Annotated in this window: 11 protein-coding genes; 9 read left to right on the top strand and 2 right to left on the bottom strand. The window is 70.3% G+C overall.

The features are described from left to right. Positions 1-131 precede the first annotated feature (131 nt). The 7 genes from B1H19_RS04970 (at position 132) to B1H19_RS05000 (ending at position 4,652) form a co-directional block, all read left to right on the top strand. Positions 132-548 (top strand): hypothetical protein, encoded by a 417-nt coding sequence (locus B1H19_RS04970; protein ID WP_083103401.1) that lies wholly within the window; start codon positions 132-134, stop codon positions 546-548. A gap of 5 nt (positions 549-553) precedes the next feature. After that, positions 554-781: a hypothetical protein gene (locus B1H19_RS04975; RefSeq protein ID WP_083103402.1), complete on the top strand. Its 228-nt coding sequence runs from the start codon at positions 554-556 to the stop codon at positions 779-781. 256 nt (positions 782-1,037) lie between these two features. Next, positions 1,038-1,448 carry a RidA family protein gene (locus B1H19_RS04980; protein WP_083103403.1) on the top strand — a complete coding sequence of 137 codons (411 nt, stop codon included), beginning with the start codon at positions 1,038-1,040 and terminating at the stop codon, positions 1,446-1,448. A 239-nt stretch (positions 1,449-1,687) separates the two neighbouring features. Further along, positions 1,688-2,179: a hypothetical protein gene (locus B1H19_RS04985; protein ID WP_083103404.1), complete on the top strand. Its 492-nt coding sequence runs from the start codon at positions 1,688-1,690 to the stop codon at positions 2,177-2,179. A gap of 20 nt (positions 2,180-2,199) precedes the next feature. Next, on the top strand, positions 2,200-2,649 hold the full coding sequence (locus B1H19_RS04990; protein WP_083103405.1) for a hypothetical protein: 450 nt from the start codon (positions 2,200-2,202) through the stop codon (positions 2,647-2,649). Between the two features lie 12 nt (positions 2,650-2,661). Then, on the top strand, positions 2,662-3,339 hold the full coding sequence (gene cseB / locus B1H19_RS04995; protein ID WP_083103406.1) for a two-component system response regulator CseB: 678 nt from the start codon (positions 2,662-2,664) through the stop codon (positions 3,337-3,339). Positions 3,340-3,416: 77 nt separating this feature from the next. Then, entirely contained in the window at positions 3,417-4,652 is a 1,236-nt protein-coding gene (locus B1H19_RS05000) for a HAMP domain-containing sensor histidine kinase (protein ID WP_083103407.1), read from the top strand. A 323-nt stretch (positions 4,653-4,975) separates the two neighbouring features. Here B1H19_RS05000 and B1H19_RS05005 read toward each other — a convergent pair whose 3' ends face one another. Beyond that, positions 4,976-5,533 (bottom strand): LuxR C-terminal-related transcriptional regulator, encoded by a 558-nt coding sequence (locus B1H19_RS05005; protein WP_418361425.1) that lies wholly within the window; start codon positions 5,531-5,533, stop codon positions 4,976-4,978. Between the two features lie 498 nt (positions 5,534-6,031). Between B1H19_RS05005 and B1H19_RS05010 the strand changes: the two genes are divergently transcribed. Then, positions 6,032-9,508, top strand: a complete 3,477-nt coding sequence (locus B1H19_RS05010) for an AfsR/SARP family transcriptional regulator (RefSeq protein ID WP_203237100.1) — start codon at positions 6,032-6,034, stop codon at positions 9,506-9,508. A 103-nt stretch (positions 9,509-9,611) separates the two neighbouring features. After that, complete coding sequence (locus B1H19_RS05015) at positions 9,612-10,988, top strand: glycosyltransferase (protein WP_083103410.1); 1,377 nt, start codon at positions 9,612-9,614, stop codon at positions 10,986-10,988. A 138-nt stretch (positions 10,989-11,126) separates the two neighbouring features. On the opposite strand, the gene B1H19_RS05020 is transcribed toward B1H19_RS05015, so the two are convergent. Continuing rightward, a complete protein-coding gene (locus B1H19_RS05020; protein ID WP_083103411.1) occupies positions 11,127-17,222 on the bottom strand; it encodes a type I polyketide synthase in 6,096 nt (2,031 codons plus the stop codon). Between the last annotated feature and the right edge of the window lie 302 nt (positions 17,223-17,524).

Genomic DNA, 17,524 nt, shown 5'->3' on the forward strand with positions numbered 1-17,524 from the left:
CTGATCTCTTTTGAGTACCTGCTCTCTTCGACGTACCTGCTCTCCTTGACGTATCTGCCCTCCTTGCTCATGAGCTGCCTTCGACGGGACTTTTGTAGCCTGGCGTCGCCGTACGTCGGGGGGAGCTGACCGTGGAGAACATCCTGTCCGTGGCCATCGGGGCCGCTATCGGCCTCATAGGGGTGGTGTTCGGTTCGTGGTTCACCGCGCGCCGACAGGACCGCATGTGGCTCCGCGAACAGAAGCTCAAAGCCGGGATCGGCTTCAATACGGCCGTAGTTCAGCTACTGGACCACCTGAAAGAAACTCGGCTGAGTGGCGACGGTCCTGGAGCCAACGAGTTGGCGAACCGGATGCAGGAAGCCCGTTCGGCCCTCTACCTGCTCTGTGCCGGCGACACCGTCGATCTCGCCGATGCTCTCGCGCGTCGGGTCTGGAGCACCCGGCCCACCGACGGCAGGGACGACCGCCGGGCCGAGTTCCGGGAGACGTTGGACCTCCTGCGTCGCTTCACTCTTCAGCTCCGGCAGGAGATCTCCAGTTCGTAGTCCCCATGGAGCGAACCTTGTTACCCCCCAGATTCGCGGGACTCTCCCGAGCGCTCGCCGCCAGTGTCGCGATCATCCGTCCGGGCGACCGGGACCACGACCGTGTCGCGGCGGACCGACGCGAGGAAGTGGAGCGGGCGCCGTACGCCATCGCGTTCGGATACTTGGCCGTGTGCGTCGGCGTGCTGGCGCTGTTGATTCTCCTTCGGTTCTTCAAGGCCCCGGGGCCTTGAAGAACCGACCGCGGACAAGAACCGCCGGATGGGCCCTGGACCGCGCCTCGTCCATCATGCGATTCGTCGGGTTTGGGTACGGGGATGAGCATGCGACGCGTACCAACGGGCTGACCATGCAGATCGGTTCGGCGGCCGACGACAGTGGCCCCTCGCGGGAGTTGGCGGACAGGAAGCGGACAGGAAACTACGTCGAACGCGGAGTCGGACTTTGAGAAGGTCGTGAATGTCCCGTACCCACCGCGAAAGGAAGCCCATGCCGCGTGCCGTCACGTTGATTCGCTCTGCGTCCCTGTCCGATGTAGCCGAGTACGCCTACGCGGCCACCGCCCCGGCCGAGTCGCGTCTGATCTTCCTGGCCGGAGCATGTCCGCTGAATGAGGACGGCTCCACTGCGGCTATCGGAGACGTCGCGGGGCAGGCGGCCAAGGCCGTGGAGAATATGCGGACCGCCCTGGCGGACTCCGATGCGTCACTGGAGGATGTCATCAGCACACGCGTGCTCGTCGCCTCCCACCGGCGGGAGGACCTGGTGACCGCGTGGGGGGTTGTCCGGACTGCGTTCGGCGAACACGACGTGCCCAGCACGTTGATGGGTGTCACCGTGCTCGGCTACGAGGGTCAGCTCGTAGAGATCGAAGCCGTCGCCGCCGTGCTCGATACCTGAGTCGGCGGACCATCGCTGCAAGGCGGCCGTTCGGACGCACCCACGCCCGAGGAACCGGGCGGCGGACGTTCGGGCCCTCGGCTCGTACGACGGCCGTGTAACAACCGCCGATGGACGGCTGTTACATAGTCGACAGGTCGCCGCGAGACGTCGCCCATAGCTTTCTGCCACGGCGAAGCTTCCGGCACCGCGAAGTCGAGCCGCCGACCGATCTCCACCCCCACGAACCGGAGCGAACCATGCACCGCACCCAGAGCGCCGCCCCGCGCACCACCACGCGCAAGAAGGCCGCCATCGCCGCCGGCCTGGCCGCGACCGCCGCCCTCGGCGCGCTCGCCACCGCCCAGGCGGCGGACGCCAGCACCGCCACCGCCGCGGCGCCCGCCACCACCCCGTACGTCGTCAACCACTACGGCGAGCAGAACGCGGACAAGGGCCACCCCGAGCGCAGCCCCAAGAACCTGGTGCTCTCCGAGTTCACCTCGGCCGGCGGCCTCCACTGGCAGCAGTGGGGCGCGAAGAAGGCCGTGGCCACCGGAAAGATCACCGGCAACTGGTGCCTGGACACCTGCCTCGACAAGCCGCTGAAGGCGACCGTCACGCTCTCCGACCCCAAGACCGTGCACGGCAAGCGGGTCTTCTCCCGCTTCACCCTGCACCTGTCCGGGAAGCCCGGAGCGTACGATTCCGTGGAAGATCTCCAGGGCAAGCGCCCGCTCGCCACCAGCTGACGCGAAAGGCCCGACGCGCGATGAACAGGCCCACGGCCGCAGCCGCCACCCTCGTACTGGCGCTGACGGCCGTGGGAAGCACCGGCTGCGGCGGCCCCGAACAGCCCCGTGTCGAGGGCCCCGCGCCCAGCCCCAGCCACGTCACCGGCCCGGTCTACGTCTCCGACACCATGGGCCACCCGCTGAGCCGCCCCACCGGGTTCGGCCTCACCGAGTTCACCTCGGTCTTCGGGCTGAGCTGGCGCTCCTGGGGAGGACCGAAGGCCGTCGCCACGGGCCGGATCACCGGCACCTGGTGCATCCCCGACTGCCCGAAATCCGGCTACCCGGCCACCATCGAACTCGGCCGCCTGCAACGCCAGGAGAACGTCTCGTACTACACCCGCGCCACCGTACGGTCCACCCACCTCCCGCCCGCCGACTCGGGAGAGGATCTTCGCAACGTCCGTCTGCCCGTCCCCGAGCCCTAGGAACCGCAAGCCATGACCGATGTGCTGCTCGTGGAGGACGACGCCCTGCTGCGCGAGGCCACCCAGCTCTCCCTGGAGCGCTACGGATACCAGGTGCGCACGGCCTCCGACGGGCTCGCCGGGCTGGCGCAGTTCCACGACCGCGCGCCCGATGTCGCCGTACTGGACGTCATGCTGCCCCGCCTCGACGGGGTGAGCCTGGTGCGCCGGATCCGCGCGGAGAGCCGGTTGCCGGTGCTGATGATCTCGGCGCGCACCGATCCGGTGGATGTCGTCCTCGGCCTGGAGGCGGGCGCCGACGACTACCTGACCAAGCCCTACGACATCCCCGTACTCGTCGCCCGGATCCGCTCCGCGCTGCGCCGGGCGGCGGACTTCAGCCGCGAGGCCCTGCCCGAGCAGGAGCCGTCCCTCCGCTTCGGTGACCTCACCATCGACACCGCCTCCATGGAGGTCCGGCGCGGGGACCGGCTGCTCGACCTCACCCCCACCGAACGCAAGCTGGTCCTGGAGTTCGCGGACCAGCCGGGAGTGGCGCTTTCCCGTACGGTCCTGCTCCAGCGGGTGTGGGACTACGCCTGGGAGGGCGACGGCCGGATCCTCGACGCGCATGTCCAGCGGCTGCGCGCCAAGATCGGCCGCGACCGCATCGTGACCGTCCGCGGCTTCGGCTACAAACTCGCGCCCTGAGCGCCCTCAGCACCCCCGAACACTCCGAGCCCCTTCGCATCGCACCCCAGCACCTCGCACCAGGACGGCCGACCACCATGGGACTCCGCACCAAGACCGCCCTGGTCATCGCCGGGACGGCCGCCATCGTCGCCACCCTCATCGGCCTGCTGGTACACCAGCGCACCGCCGCGGAACAGCGCCGCAGCGCCACCCACAGCATCGACGCCCAACTCGTCGACGTGGTGAGCGCCTACGTCTCCGGAACCGACAGCGGCGCCCTCATCAACCCCCCGGACCTGCCGCCCGCGCTCCGCAAAACCGTGACCGGCCGCCCCGTACGGGCCACCCTCCTCCAGCACCCCGCCGGCTCCGCCGCCCCCGTGCTCTGGGCCGCCACCCGGACCGGCCACGACATCCTCGCGCTCCGTCGCTCCTACGCCCCGCAGACCCGCGCCCTCGCCGACCTCGACCGGGTACTGCTCGGCTCGGGCGCGACCGTCACCGCACTCGGCTGCGCACTCGGCGTCCTCGCGGCGGCGGGCGTGGGACGCCGTATCACCGCCTCCGCCCGCACCGCCCAGCGCATCGCGGACGGCGATCTCACCGACCGCGTACGGCCCAAGGGCAAGGACGAGATCGCCCGCCTCGGCGCCGCCGTCAACACCATGGCCGACGCCCTCAGCGCCCGGCTGGAGGCCGAACGCCGGGTCACCGCGGATATCGCTCACGAGCTGCGCACCCCGGTGGCCGGCCTGGTGACCGCCGTCGGCCTGCTGCCACCCGGCCGTCCCACCGAGCTGGTCAGCGGCGGTGTGGACACGCTGCGCAACCTGGTGGAGGACGTCCTGGAGGTGGCCCGCCTGGACGTACCGGGCGTCGAACAGGCTCAGCGCGAGGAGATCCGGCTGAGCGACCTGGCGCACCGCGCGGCCGCCCTGTCCGGCGGGGACGTCGACGTACACGTCCACGACGACGCCGTCGTGGCCACCGACCCGCGCCGCGTCGAACGCATCCTCACCAACCTGCTCACCAACGCCAGACGCCACGGCGCCCCACCGCTGACCCTGGAAGTCACCGGCACCTCACTACAGGTCTGCGACCACGGCCCCGGTTTCCCCGCCGACCTCCTCGCCCAGGGACCCCAGCGCTTCCGCACCGGCGCCCGCGAACGCGGCGTCGGCATCGGCCTGGGCCTGACCATCGTCACCGGCCAGGCCCATGTCCTCGGCGCCACGGTGACGTACGAGAACCCCCCGAGCGGCGGCGCACGAGCCGTCCTGGACCTCGCCCCTGGGCGGGCGGACTCGCCGCCTCCTGCACCGGGGCGATGAAGTCGGGCTTCGCGCGGTCGAGTCCGTCCGGCGTCAGCGCCACGCGTCGAGGGCGTGCGTGCCACGGGTCCGGCCGCTTCGACTAGTCCCTTGACTTGCACCTGGTGAGTGAAGACCAGGTCGTGACCCGGTCCTATTCCCCCGGGGGTGTGCCGGGGTCGTCGCCCTCGACCCCGACGCGCCGTGGTTCCACAGCCCCGTCTCGTCCGCGTACCAGGACTGCCCGTCGACCGGCCTCACTTCGGCTCGGGTGGGCGCTGCCAGGGCCACCGTCGCGAGTGGGGGGGCGCGCTCGTGACGGGCGGCGTGGGCTCCGTGTCCGCTTACTTCACGAAGTCGTCCACGACCTCGGGCGGCCAGATGCCCACCTTGAGCACGCCCATGGAGTAGGCGCGGGAGACCAGCGCGGCGCGGTTGGGGACCTTCAACTTCCGCAGCAGGCAGGTCACGTGGTACTCGACGCCCTGTCGGCTGAGGTAGAGCCGGGCTGCCAGGGGGACGGTGGAGACGCCGGCGGCGATGCCTTCGAGGATGCGGGCGTCCATCGCGGAGAGGATCTTCTTGCGTTGGGTTACCACGCGTGTCCCCTCGGCGTCCCCGGCCGAGGGCATCATGACCAGGATCGCGGTCGTGTCGGGCAGGCCACCGCGCACCGCGACCGCGGTGAGGGGAACGGTGAAGGCGGACTCCTCGCCGGGGCCCACGGCGATGACGGGCGTGACGAATCGCTGGTGCTTACCTTCCAGTAAATTGGAGAATTGGCGTACCAGCGGCTGCTGCACGCTCGGGTGCACCACGTCACGGAAATTGCGGCCGCATATGTCCTCGGACGAGCCGTTGAACTGCCGGAAGAACTCGGTGTTCGCCTGCTGGATGGTCAACGTTTTATCAAGGCTCGCCATGCACAGGCCCGGAGCTGAAGGTGCTGGACTCAGCAAGAGAGGGCTCCCTGTCGGAAAACTTGAGGGCGAAGTCAATTCGGAGGCTGGCGAGCGGCGTTGAAGGCCGTCAGCAGGGGCGTCATTGACCCTGGGACCAGCGGATCTCCAGATGTTGAACATTGTGTGGCACCGCCCTTGCGGGGTCCTGGTCGAGCCACTGGCGGCTCCTTGCCGTCGCCTGCCGTCGTGTTCCGGACCCCTTGTCGGAATCCTTGCCGAACACCTGCCGCTTTCTTGCCATTCGGCGGGTCGCGAGCCGGGAAGGCGCTTTGTCTATGCCAAGCTCCACAGGGGGCGGGGTGGGAACGCCAGCTCGAAACCCGTCCGTCAGTCATATCCGCGAGAACCACGGGGACCGCAATGCCCGCACCTCCGACCGCAAGCGTGTCACCTACAACGATCGGCCAGAATGAGCTCTTACTGAGCGTTCTCGGGCCCATGTCGGCGCGATACAACGGGCAGGACCTGCCGCTTGGCCCGCCACGTCGGCGCACCCTGCTCGCCCTGCTCCTCATCCGCCTTGGCCGCGTGGTGCCCACCGAACTGCTCGTGGAGGAACTGTGGGGTGACGAAGCACCCCGCCACGCCGTCGCCACACTCCAAAGCCATGTCTCACATCTGCGTCGGGCGCTGCATGCAGTGACGGAAATGGGCCAACTTTCGGTGCTGCGTCATCGGACGCCCGGTTATGTCCTCGATCTCGATCCCGAACAGGTCGATGCCTGCCGCTTCGAGCGTCTGGTCACCGACGGACGGCGGCTGCTGGAGCAGCGCGATCCACGCACCGCGCAGGCCCGGCTCACCGAGGCCCTGGAACTCTGGCGCGGCTCGCCCTACGCGGAGTTCGACGGCCATCCGCCGCTCAGCGACGAGTGCACCCGACTCGAACAGATCCGGCTCACCGCCGTGGAGTCCTGTGCGGAGGCGCGGCTGGCTCTCGGCGCGGCCGAAGAGGTCGCCGCCGCGCTGGACGGGGAGGCGCGTCGTCATCCCACGCGGGAGCGGCTGGTCGGCCACCTCATGACGGCGCTGTCCCAACTCGGGCGGCAGGCCGAGGCGCTTGAGGTGTACGAGCGGACGCGTAACCATCTGGTCGAGGAGTTCGGTGTGGACACCGCGGCGGAACTGCGCCGGGTCCGAACCGCGATCCTGCGCCAGGAGCCGGGAGCGAGCGCCCCCTCGAAGAAGCCGTCTGCCGCACCGGTTGAGTCCGGCGGAGCGGCGGATGTCCCGCGGGTGAGAAATGAGCCGGGTGACGGCGGAGTACCGGACTTCGCGGGTTTCGGGGGCTCCGGGGGCTCCGCGGGCGGGAGGACGGCCGTCCCGCCCCAGGGGCACGGCCGGGCTGCGGCAACCGACGACGCCAGCGCGACGGATGTCTCCGGGGCGGCCGGAGAACGCGAGGGGATCACGGGGACCGACGCGCGGCCGAAGGCGCGAACCGATGTGCCGTCGGGCGCGCGGGCGGATGCCGTCGGCACGCAGGCCGGGACGGATGAGTGGCGGCCGGCTCCCGGGCCGGAACACGAGTCGGCTGCCGCCCCGGAGGCCGGCGCATCACCGGAGTTCGAGTCGGGGTGGACGGCCACCCCTTCGCCGTTCATCGGCCGCAGCCAGGACCTCGACCGCCTGACGACCGCCGCCGCGAGCGCGGTCGTGGGCCACGGTCATGTGGCCGGCGTCCTCGGCCCCCCGGGAGTCGGAAAGACCCGGCTGCTGCTGGAACTTGCGGCACGTCTGGAGAGCATGGACGCGCAGGAGGAGGGCTCCAGGCTGGAGGTGATCTGGAGCCACTGCTTCCCCGGCGACGGCGTCCCGGCCTACTGGCTGTGGACCCAGATCCTGCGGCGGCTGTCCACCAGCCGGCCGGATGCCTTTCGCGAGGCGACGGAACCGTACGGCGCCCTGCTGGCCCCGCTGATGCCCGAGCGGTCGGCGGACCGGACCCAAGGCCCGACTTCGGCCTCCGACTGGTCCCAGGCCCGCTTCCTCGCGCATGACGCGGTCTGCGAGGTGTTGCTCACCCTCGCCGGGCAACACCCGCTGGTGCTGCTCCTGGAAGACCTGCAATGGGCGGACACCGCCTCCCTCGACCTGCTCAGGCTGCTGAGCACCCGCTCCCAGGGCCATCCGCTGGGCATCGTGCTCACGGCCCGGAAGTTCGAAACCGAGTCGGATGCCACGCTGCGCCGAATAATCTCCGATGTCCTCCGCGGCCCCAGGACCGCGACGCTGCGGCTCTGCGGGCTCCCCCGGCAGGCCGTCGGCGCCCTCGTCGAAGCCCATGCAGGGGCCGGTGTGGACCCGAAGGTCGTCGACGTGCTGCACCGGCGCAGCGAAGGCAATCCGTACTTTGTGATGCAACTGCTCTCTCTCGTGGGCCACGCGCGTCGCCTCCATTGCCCGGACGCGGTGGACACGCTGCTGGCCCACATTCCCACCGGCGTACGCGAGGCGCTGCACCAGCGGTTCGCCGCGCTGCCCGAACCGGTCCTGCGGGTGCTTCGACTGTGCGCCGTCATCGGCGTCGAGGTGGACACCGACCTGTTGCGCCGGACCGCCACATGCGGCGCACCGGTCAACGCGGGTCTTGAGTCGGCCATCCGTGCCGGCCTGCTCGGGGAGGATCCGCACCGCCCGGGGCAGCTTCACTTCACGCACGCCCTGATCCAGGAGACGCTCGTCGACGAGCTCCCCCGTGAGGATCGCCGCCGACTGCACGCCAATGTCGCCGACGCACTGTACGCGCGCAGCCGCGGGCACGTGGGGGACGAGGAGATCGAGCGGGTGGCACATCACAGCTGGCACGCCAAGAGTGCGCTGCCCGCCGTCGAAGTGCTGCCTCGGCTGCTGCTCGCCGCGGAACACGCCGAGCAGGCCATGGCGTACGAGCAGGTGGAGATCTGGCTGCGCCGCGCGGTGCACCTGGTCGGCTTCCTGCCCCCGGACGATTCCGCCACGGTGCGAATGGAACAGAATCTGCACATCCAACTCGGCCAGGTACTCGCCACCACTCGCGGCTACGGGCACCCCGAGGCCGAGACGGCGTTGACGCGCGGTCGCGCCCTCAGCACGGTCACGCATGCCCCCGAGGACCCGTCGGTGCTCTGGGCGCTGTGCGCGGCATCCCTGGTCGCCGGCCGCTACGACGCCTCAAGGCAGTTGTCCGGGCTGCTGCGGGACCTCGCGCGGCAGACCCGGGAACCCGTGGCGGTGCTCGGTGCGGCGTACGGCGAAGGGATCGTGCTGCATGTGCGCGGAATGTTGCCGCAGGCGCTCGCCGAATTGGAGCACGGCGTCGACATGGCAGATCGTTTCGCCAACGAGGGTCATGCGCTGGCGCGTACCTTCCAGCACGACCCCCGCGTCTCCTGCCGCTCCTACAACACGTTCACCCACTGGCTCCTTGGACACCAGCAGACCGCCGACGCGCGCCGACGTGAGCTGGTGAGCCTGACCGAGTACGAGAGCAGGCCGTCCGACCGCTCCTTCGCGCTGTACGTGGACGGGGTCGTGGCGGCCTGGGAGGGCGACACCCGCACCGCTCTCGCGTCGAGCGACGAGGGCGTCCGCGTTGCGGGCGACCATGGACTTCTCTACTGGAAGGCCATGCTGGGCGTCGTCAAAGGGTGGGGTCTGGTGCACGCGGGGGACCGCGACGACGGCCTCGCCCTCATGCACACCTCGCTGGCCGAACTAAGCCAGTCCAGGACGTACTTACGCCACCCGCTCCACCTGGGTCTGTTGGGCCAGGCGCAACATCACGTCGGGCGGACCGAGGAGGCGAGGACCACCTTCCGGATGCTGCTGGCGGCCGTGGAACAACGCCGCGAGCGCGTGTACCTCCACCCGGCACTGCCGGCGACTGCGCTGCTGCACGAACTGCTGGGCCACGGCGCCGACGACCAAGTCTAAGGATTTCCCGACACCCGGCGTGACATCAAAGGTAGGTGCGACCAATCGCCCCGCACACAGGCGTGCTCGCCGAGCCCAGCCTGCCACCGGTGAAAGGGAATCCATGGAATCCGCCCGACGGCCGATCCTCTTCGTCAGCCTTCCGGAGAGCGGCCTGCTCAATCCGCTGCTCGTGCTGGCGGGTGAACTCTCTCGCCAGGGCGTGGCGGACCTCTGGTTCGCCACCGACGAGCCGCGCCGCAACGATGTGAAACGGATCGCGGAGGGCTCCCCTGTGGAGTTCGCCTCCCTGGGCGAGGTCGACTCCGAAATGTCGGCCGTGACGTGGAGTGACGAGATCTACCGCGAGGTGACCCAGCCCTCGCGCTTCAAGGCGCACCGCGCGGTCGTCCGGCACACCTACCGGCCCGGCCTCCAGGCGGAGAAGTTCCGCCGTCTCCAGGCCGTCATCGACGAGGTCCGGCCGGCGCTGATGGTCATCGACTGCATCAGCAGCTTCGCGGTCGACGCGGCCATCGCCCGGAAGATCCCGTACGTACTGAGCGTGCCGTTCCTGCCGAGCAATGTGCTGACGGCGCATACGCACTTCTCGAAGAGCTACACCCCGCCGGGCTTCCCCGTCCCGCACACGGGGCTGTCGCGGCGGATGACGCCGGCGCAGCGCGTCCGCAACGAGCTGTTCAAGCTGCGGACCTTCGCGATGTTCCTCAACCCTCGGCTGGGCAAGGTCCTCGCGGAGGACAACCGGCGGCGCAAGGAACTCGGGCTGCCGAAGGCCAGTTTCATGGCCCGGATCGAGCACGCCGAGCTGGTGCTGTGCAATTCCCTCGCCGAGCTGGACTACCCCTTCGACATCCCGGAGAAGATGCGGCTGGTGGGTGCCATGGTGCCGCAGCTGCCCGAGGCGCCGGACGATCAGGATCTCGCGCCGTGGCTGGACGCCCAGTCCTCCGTGGTCTATGTGGGGCTCGGGACGATCACCCGGCTGACGCGGGAGCAGGTCGCCTCCATGGTGGAGGTGGCCCGTCGGCTGGAGGGCCGGCACCAGGTGCTGTGGAAGCTGCCGTCGGAACAGCAGCACCTGCTGCCGCCCAGGGAGTCGCTGCCGGGCAACCTGCGGATCGAGAGCTGGGTTCCGTCGCAGATGGATGTGCTGGGCCATCCGAATGTGAAGGTGTTCTTCACCCATGGCGGCGGCAACGGCTTCAACGAGGGCATGTACTTCGGCAAGCCGCTCGTGGTGCGACCGCTGTGGGTGGACTGCTACGACCAGGCCGTCCGCGGCCAGGACTTCGGCCTCAGCCTGACCCTCGACCAGCCGCAGAAGCTCGACGTCAACGACGTCGTCGACAAGCTCACGAAGGTCCTGGGCACCCCGTCCTTCCACAAGGAGGCGGAGCGGCGGGCCGCCCTGATGCGCGCGGCGGGCGGGCGGGAGACCGCCGCCGAGCTGGTTCTCGCGCTCCCGGCCCTGGCGTAGGGGCCCCGGACCTGGCGTAAGTGCCGACCGCAGGGCCACACCGCCGATCTCGTCGGGGTGTGGCCCTGCGGCGTTGTTACTCGGTCACCGGTTACTCGGTCACCGGGAACTCGGTTACCGGTGACTCGTGTGCCGTTGTCACGCGTTGCCGAGGGAGTCGAGCCATTCCTTGACGATCCGCGCGGTCTCCGGGGCGTCGTCGCGGACCATGGAGAAGTGGTCCGCGTCCACGCTGCGGACGTCGACCGGGCTGCCGTCGTCCTCGCCGTAGATTCCGGTGTCGGTCCCGATGCCGAAGGTCTCCTTGGTGGCACGGACGATCAGTACGGGGACGGTCGTGTGCCGCACTTCGAGCTGGTTGAGCATGCCCATCCAGCGCGCCATCGCCGACAGCCTGGAGTTCGTCATCCGTACCGGCGAGACCTCGTCGACCATGAAGTGGCGTCGCATCAGCCCCGCGTAGTCGATGCTCTCGTTCTGCTCGTGCCGGAGGCTGAGGGTGTCCAGCAGCACCACGGCCTCCGGCCGGATGCCCCAGGTGTTCTCCAGCAGGGCCGCCGCCAGGTAGGCGAAGGCGCCGGCGGACGAGTGCCCGACCAGGACGAAGGGGTTGCCGTCGCTCGCGCGCAGCGCGCTCTCCGCGATGACCCGCACCGCGGTCTCGGCGGAGGCCGGCAGCCGCTCCCCCGTGTCGAAGCCGACCAGCGGCAGCGCGCTGACGTGCCGCTCGCCCCGGAAGGACGCGGCGAGCCTGGCGTATTCGTGTACGCCGCCGTTGGCGGTGGGTGTGCTGACACAGATCAGCCGCGGCGTGCCGGGGCCATCGGCGAGGGTGGCCGGGAGCGGCAGATCCTCCAGTTCTGCGGTGTTCTCGAAGCTCGGGCGGAGGGCGCCGAGGGCGGAGAGCATGCGCTGGGCCTCCGGGACCTTGCCGCTGTCCAGGGCGTCGAGGAACATCCGCTCCAGCGAGTCGGTCTCGGGCGCGGCGACCGGGAGGAAGCCCGCTTGCGACGCGGAGCCGTCCAGGGCCGACTGGGCGGCCAGGTCGGCGTAGAGCCGGGCCGCGAGGTCGGTGGGGGTCTTGCTGTCGAAGACCACGGTTGCCGACAGTCGTAGTCCGGTGAGGGTGGAGAGCCGGTTGCGCAGTTCGACGGAGGTCAGGGAGTCGAAGCCCAGCTCATAGAACTCCCTGCGGGCGTCGACGTTCTTGGCCGAGGCGTGTCCGAGGACGGCGGCGGCCTCGGACCGTACGACGTCGGTCATCAGCTGCGTGCGCTCGTCGGGGCGCGCTGCCCGCAGCCGGTCGACGAGCGATACGGCCGTCTCTCCGGTGGTGTTCACGGCCGTGCGGCGGGCGCCCTTGACCAGGCCGCGCAGCATCGACGGGACCGGGCCCTGGGCCCGCACCGGTCCGGAGACGCGGCCGACCGCGACGAGGTGGGTCGCGCTGCCGGCGGTGGCGGCGTCGAAGAGCGCCAGGCCGCGCTCGGGGCTCAGCGGTGCGGTCCCGTAGGAGGCCATCCGCTGCATGTCGGCATCGGAGAGGGTGGCGGTCATGCCGCCGCCCTGGGTCCAGGCGCCCCAGGCCAGGGACTGCGCGGGCAGCCCCAGGCCCACCCGGTGCCCGGCCAGCGCATCGAGGAACACGTTGCCCGCGGCGTAGTTGCCCTGTCCCAGAGAGCCGAGCACACCCGAGATGGAGGAGTAGAGCACGAAGGCGGCCAAGTCGAGGTTCTTGGTGGCCTCGTGCAGGTTCCAGGCAGCGTCCACCTTCGGGCGCAGTACGGTCGACAGCCGCTCCGGTGTCAGCGAGGCGATCACACCGTCATCGAGGACACCGGCCGTGTGGATCACGGCGGTCAGCGGATGCGCGGCATCCACCGCACGCACGACGGTCTCCACCGCCGCCCGGTCCGCCACATCGCACGCACGGACGTCTATCTCGGCGCCGTACGCGGCCAGTTCGTCGCTCAGCCCGGAGACGCCCGGGGCCTCGGGTCCGCTCCGGCTGACCAGCAGCAGATGCCGGACACCGCGCTCGGCCACCAGATGACGGGCCAGCTCGCGCCCCAGACCCCCCGTACCACCGGTGATCAGCACCGTGCCGTCCGCATCCCACGCCCGCGGCGACACACCCACACCATCGACCGACTCGGCCGACTCGACCGACTCCGCCAGCTCGGCCAGCCGTCCCACGCGCACCGCGCCGTCGCGCACCACGAACTGCGCATCCCCGCCGACCAACAGACCCGGCAGACCCGCAAGCACCTCCACGAGATCCCCGGAACCGGCGTCCAGGTCCACCAACGCGATCCGCCCGGGGTTCTCCGACTGCGCCGAGCGCACCAGACCCCACACCGCCGCACCCGCCACATCCCGTACGGGCTCCCCCGCATCGGCGGAGACCGCGTTACGGGTGACGAACACCAGACGCGAACCGCCGGAGCCCTCCCGGCCGGCCCACTCCTGAAGCAGACCCAACGCGCGGGACGTCAACTCAAGTGCCGCAGCGGGCACATCGTCGCCCACACCCGACACGGGAACCACCACGAAATCCTCGTCCCCGGAGAGATCCGCCAGAGACGCGACCGACGCACCCACACCCAGCACATCCGCACCCAGAGACACACACCGCACCTCGGCAGGCGACACCTCAGGACCCGACACCCACTCCACCGACAGCAGTGCGTCGCGCCCCGCGCCACGTCGCGCTGTCAACGGTGCTTCTGCGTCGGGCAGTTGGGCGCGCAGGACGAGTTCCTCGACGGACAGGACGGGGGCGCCTTCGGCGTCGACGGCCACGATGGACACCGTGTCGTCGCCGGTCTTGATCATCCGGGCCCGCAGGACCGAGGCGCCGCCCGCATGCAACGACACGCCGCGCCAGGCGAAGGGCAGGAACGTGTCCCCCGCGGCGCCGATCCCGGCCATCCGGCGCGACTGGAGTACCGCATCCAGCAGCACCGGGTGCAGCCCGAAGGCCCCGGCATCGTCGGCGACCTGGTCCGGCAGGGCCACCTCCACATAGGCACCGTCCTCGGACTGCCACACCGAGCGCAGACCCTGGAAGGCCGGGCCGTAACCCGTCGGGTCGTAGAAGCCCTCCAGGTCGACGGCCTCCGCGTCCTGCGGCGGCCAGACCGTGGAACCGAAGTCCACGATGCGTTCACCGCTGGTCAGCGTGCCACCCGCGTGCTGCGTCCATGGCAGACCGGGGTTGCCGTCCGGGCGTGAGTACACCGAGACGGAGCGGCTTCCCTTCTCGTCGGCGGGCCCGACCAGCACCTGGACCTGCGTGCCGGTCTCCGCCGCGAGCACCAGCGGCGTCATCAGGACGAACTCGTCGACCCGGTCGCAGCCGACCTGGTCGGCGGCGCGCATCGCCAGCTCCAGGAATCCGGTGGCCGGGAAGAGGATGCTGCCGCGCATGGTGTGGTCGGTCAGCCACGGGTATGCCTGGAGCGACAGCCTGCCCGTCAGCACCACTTCGCCGGAGTCCGCGAGGGTGAGCGTCGCGCCCAGCAGCGGGTGTTCCGCGGACAGCAGGCCCGCACCGGCCACATCGCCGCTCGGCGCCGCGGGCCGAGGCCAGAAGCGCTCGTGCTGGAAGGGGTAGGTGGGCAGGTCGACGCGGCGGGCGCCGGTGCCGGCGAAGATCCCGGACCAGTCCACCCCGATGCCCGCGACGTGCAGCTGAGCGAGGGCGGTCAGCAGCGCGGTCTCCTCGGACCGGTCCTTACGCAGGGCCGAGACGGCCACCCGGTCATCGGCTCCGTCCAGAACGTGCTGGGCCATTGCCGTCAGCACCCCGTCCGGGCCCAACTCCAGGAAGGCGCCGATGCCTTCGGCCTCCAGTGCGCGCACACTGTCGGCGAAGCGCACGGTCTCGCGCACATGCCGCACCCAGTAGCCCGGTGAGGACACCTGCTCCTCGGTGGCCGGCTCGCCGGTCACGTTCGAGACGATGGGGATCTGCGGAGCCTCGTACGACAGCCCCTCGGCCACCCGCCGGAAGTCCTCCAGCATCGGATCCATCAACGGCGAGTGGAAAGCATGACTCACCGGCAGGCGCCGAGTCCTGCGCCCTTGGGCCGCGAACTCGTCGGCAATGCGGAGGACTTCTGTCTCCACCCCCGCGATCACCACCGACTCCGGGCCGTTGACCGCCGCCAGCGACACCCCGTCCACCAGCCGCCCGGCCACCTCGCTCTCCGCCGCCTGGACGGCCACCATCGCGCCGCCCACCGGCAGGGCCTGCATCAACCGCGCCCGGGCCGCCACCAGCGCACACGCATCCGCCAGCGAGAACACCCCGGACACATGCGCCGCCACGATCTCGCCGATCGAATGCCCGGCCACGAAGTCCGGCCGCACGCCCAGGGACTCGGCCAGCCGGAACAGCGCCACCTCGACGGCGAACAACGCGGGCTGGGTGAACCCGGTCTCGTCCAGGCCCTCCGCCTCGCCGAACATCACCTCCCGCAGCCCGGCCTCGAAATGCCCCAGCACCTCGTCCAACGCCTCGGCGAACACCGGGAACCGGCCGTACAACTCCCGCCCCATCCCGACGCGCTGAGCACCCTGACCCGAGAACAGCACTGCCAGCTTTCCGGCCGTGTGCTCGGCGTGCCCGCGCGCCACCTCGACGGTTTCGCCGCCCTCGGACAGCAGCACCGCACGGTGCTCCAGATGCGCCCGGGTGGTCGCCAGCGAGAGGCCCAGGTCGAGCGGCGACCGGTCGGTCAGCGCGGAGATCCGATCCAGCTGTGCGGCCAGTGCCTCCTCGGACTTCGCGGAGACCAGCCAGGGCACGGCCGACGGCGAGGTACGCGGCCCTTCCTCGTCCTCGGTCTCCTCGATGGCCGGTGGCTGCTCAAGGATGATGTGGGCGTTGGTGCCGCTGATGGCGAACGAGGACACACCGGCCCGCCACGGCCGGTCGGCCTTGGGCCACTCCTGAGACTCCGTCAGGAGCTCCAGCGCACCGGACGACCAGTCCACATGGGACGACGGCGCCTCCACATGCAGCGTCTTGGGCAGGACGCCGTGCCGCATCGCCAGAATCATCTTGATCAGCCCTGCCGCACCGGCCGCCGCCTGGGTGTGGCCGAGGTTGGACTTCACCGACCCCAGCAGCAGCGGGCGCTCGGGGTCACGGTCCTGGCCGTAGGTGGCCAGCAGCGCCTGGGCCTCGATCGGGTCGCCGAGCGCAGTACCCGTACCGTGGGCCTCGACCACGTCCACGTCCGACGCCGACAGACCGGCGGCGGCCAGGGCCTGGCGGATCACCCGCTGCTGGGAGGGACCGCTGGGGGCCGTCAGGCCGTTGGAGGCGCCGTCCTGGTTGACGGCCGAGCCCCGTACGACGGCCAGCACGGGGTGCCCGTTGCGGCGAGCGTCGGACAGGCGCTCCACGACGAGGACGCCCACTCCCTCGGACCAGGCGGTGCCGTCGGCCGTGTCGGAGAACGCCTTGCACCGACCGTCCGGCGCCAGCCCGCCCTGTCTGCTGAATCCGACGAAGCTCATCGGCGTCGAGATCGCCGTCACCCCTCCTGCCAGCGCCAGCGAGCACTCCCCGGAACGCAGTGCCTGGGCCGCCAGGTGCAGTGAGACCAGGGAGGAGGAGCATGCGGTGTCGACGGTGACGGCCGGGCCCTCCAGGCCGAAGGTGTACGAGACCCGGCCGGACAGGATGCTGGCGATGAGGCCGGTGCTGCCGTGGCCTTCGATGTCCTCGCGGGAGTTCATCACGGTGTTGACGTAGTCGATACCGCTCGTGCCCACGAAGACACCGGTCTCGGTGCCGCGCAGGGACACGGGGTCGATTCCGGCGCGCTCCAGGGCCTCCCAGGAGGACTCCAGCAGGATGCGCTGCTGGGGGTCCATCGTCACGGCCTCGCGGGGCGAGATGCCGAAGAAGCCCGCGTCGAACGAGGCGGCGTCGATGAAGCCGCCTTCGGCGGTGGCGCTACTGCCGCTGCCCTCGCCGGCGAGAGTGTCGAGGTCCCAGCCGCGATCGGTGGGGAACGGCGAAATGCCGTCCCGGCCGTCCTTCAACAACTGCCAGAATTCTTCCGGCGATCGCACACCGCCCGGCAGCCGGCAGGACATCCCGACGATGGCTATCGGTTCCTGTTTGGCGGACTCGACTTCCCGAAGCCGTTGGCGGGTCTGGTGCAGGTCGTTCGTGACCCACTTGAGGTAGTCAACGAGCTTTTTGTCGTTCGGCATGCCGTGGAACCTTCCGTGTAAAAGGGGGGGCCGGACTCAGCGATCGCTGTGACGGCCGAGCTCGTTGTCGATGAAGGCGAAGATCTCGTCGGTGCTGGCGGTCTCGATCCGCTCGGCGACCTCTGCGCCGCCGTCCTCCGCCGAGGCACCCCGCCAGTCGTCCAGGATCTGCGCCAGGCGGGCGGTGACGGCGGCCCTGGTTCGGGCGTCGGGCGCGCCGGCGGCGAGTGCGGTGTCGAGCCGTTCGAGTTCCGCCAGGAGGGCCGGGCCCGTGGCGGCCTCGTCCACCAGTTCCGAGACGA

It is taken from the genome of Streptomyces gilvosporeus (assembly GCF_002082195.1).
GTDB lineage: Bacteria > Actinomycetota > Actinomycetes > Streptomycetales > Streptomycetaceae > Streptomyces > Streptomyces gilvosporeus.

What these genes read in the sequence shown, in the direction of transcription:
- B1H19_RS04975 (WP_083103402.1), top strand. Translation starts at nt 554, where the DNA reads ATGGAGCGAACCTTGTTACCCCCCAGATTCGCGGGACTCTCCCGAGCG.
- B1H19_RS04980 (WP_083103403.1), top strand. Translation starts at nt 1,038, where the DNA reads ATGCCGCGTGCCGTCACGTTGATTCGCTCTGCGTCCCTGTCCGATGTA.
- B1H19_RS04985 (WP_083103404.1), top strand. Translation starts at nt 1,688, where the DNA reads ATGCACCGCACCCAGAGCGCCGCCCCGCGCACCACCACGCGCAAGAAG.
- B1H19_RS04990 (WP_083103405.1), top strand. Translation starts at nt 2,200, where the DNA reads ATGAACAGGCCCACGGCCGCAGCCGCCACCCTCGTACTGGCGCTGACG.
- cseB (WP_083103406.1), top strand. Translation starts at nt 2,662, where the DNA reads ATGACCGATGTGCTGCTCGTGGAGGACGACGCCCTGCTGCGCGAGGCC.
- B1H19_RS05000 (WP_083103407.1), top strand. Translation starts at nt 3,417, where the DNA reads ATGGGACTCCGCACCAAGACCGCCCTGGTCATCGCCGGGACGGCCGCC.
- B1H19_RS05010 (WP_203237100.1), top strand. Translation starts at nt 6,032, where the DNA reads ATGTCGGCGCGATACAACGGGCAGGACCTGCCGCTTGGCCCGCCACGT.
- B1H19_RS05015 (WP_083103410.1), top strand. Translation starts at nt 9,612, where the DNA reads ATGGAATCCGCCCGACGGCCGATCCTCTTCGTCAGCCTTCCGGAGAGC.
- B1H19_RS05020 (WP_083103411.1), bottom strand. Translation starts at nt 17,222, where the DNA reads ATGCCGAACGACAAAAAGCTCGTTGACTACCTCAAGTGGGTCACGAAC.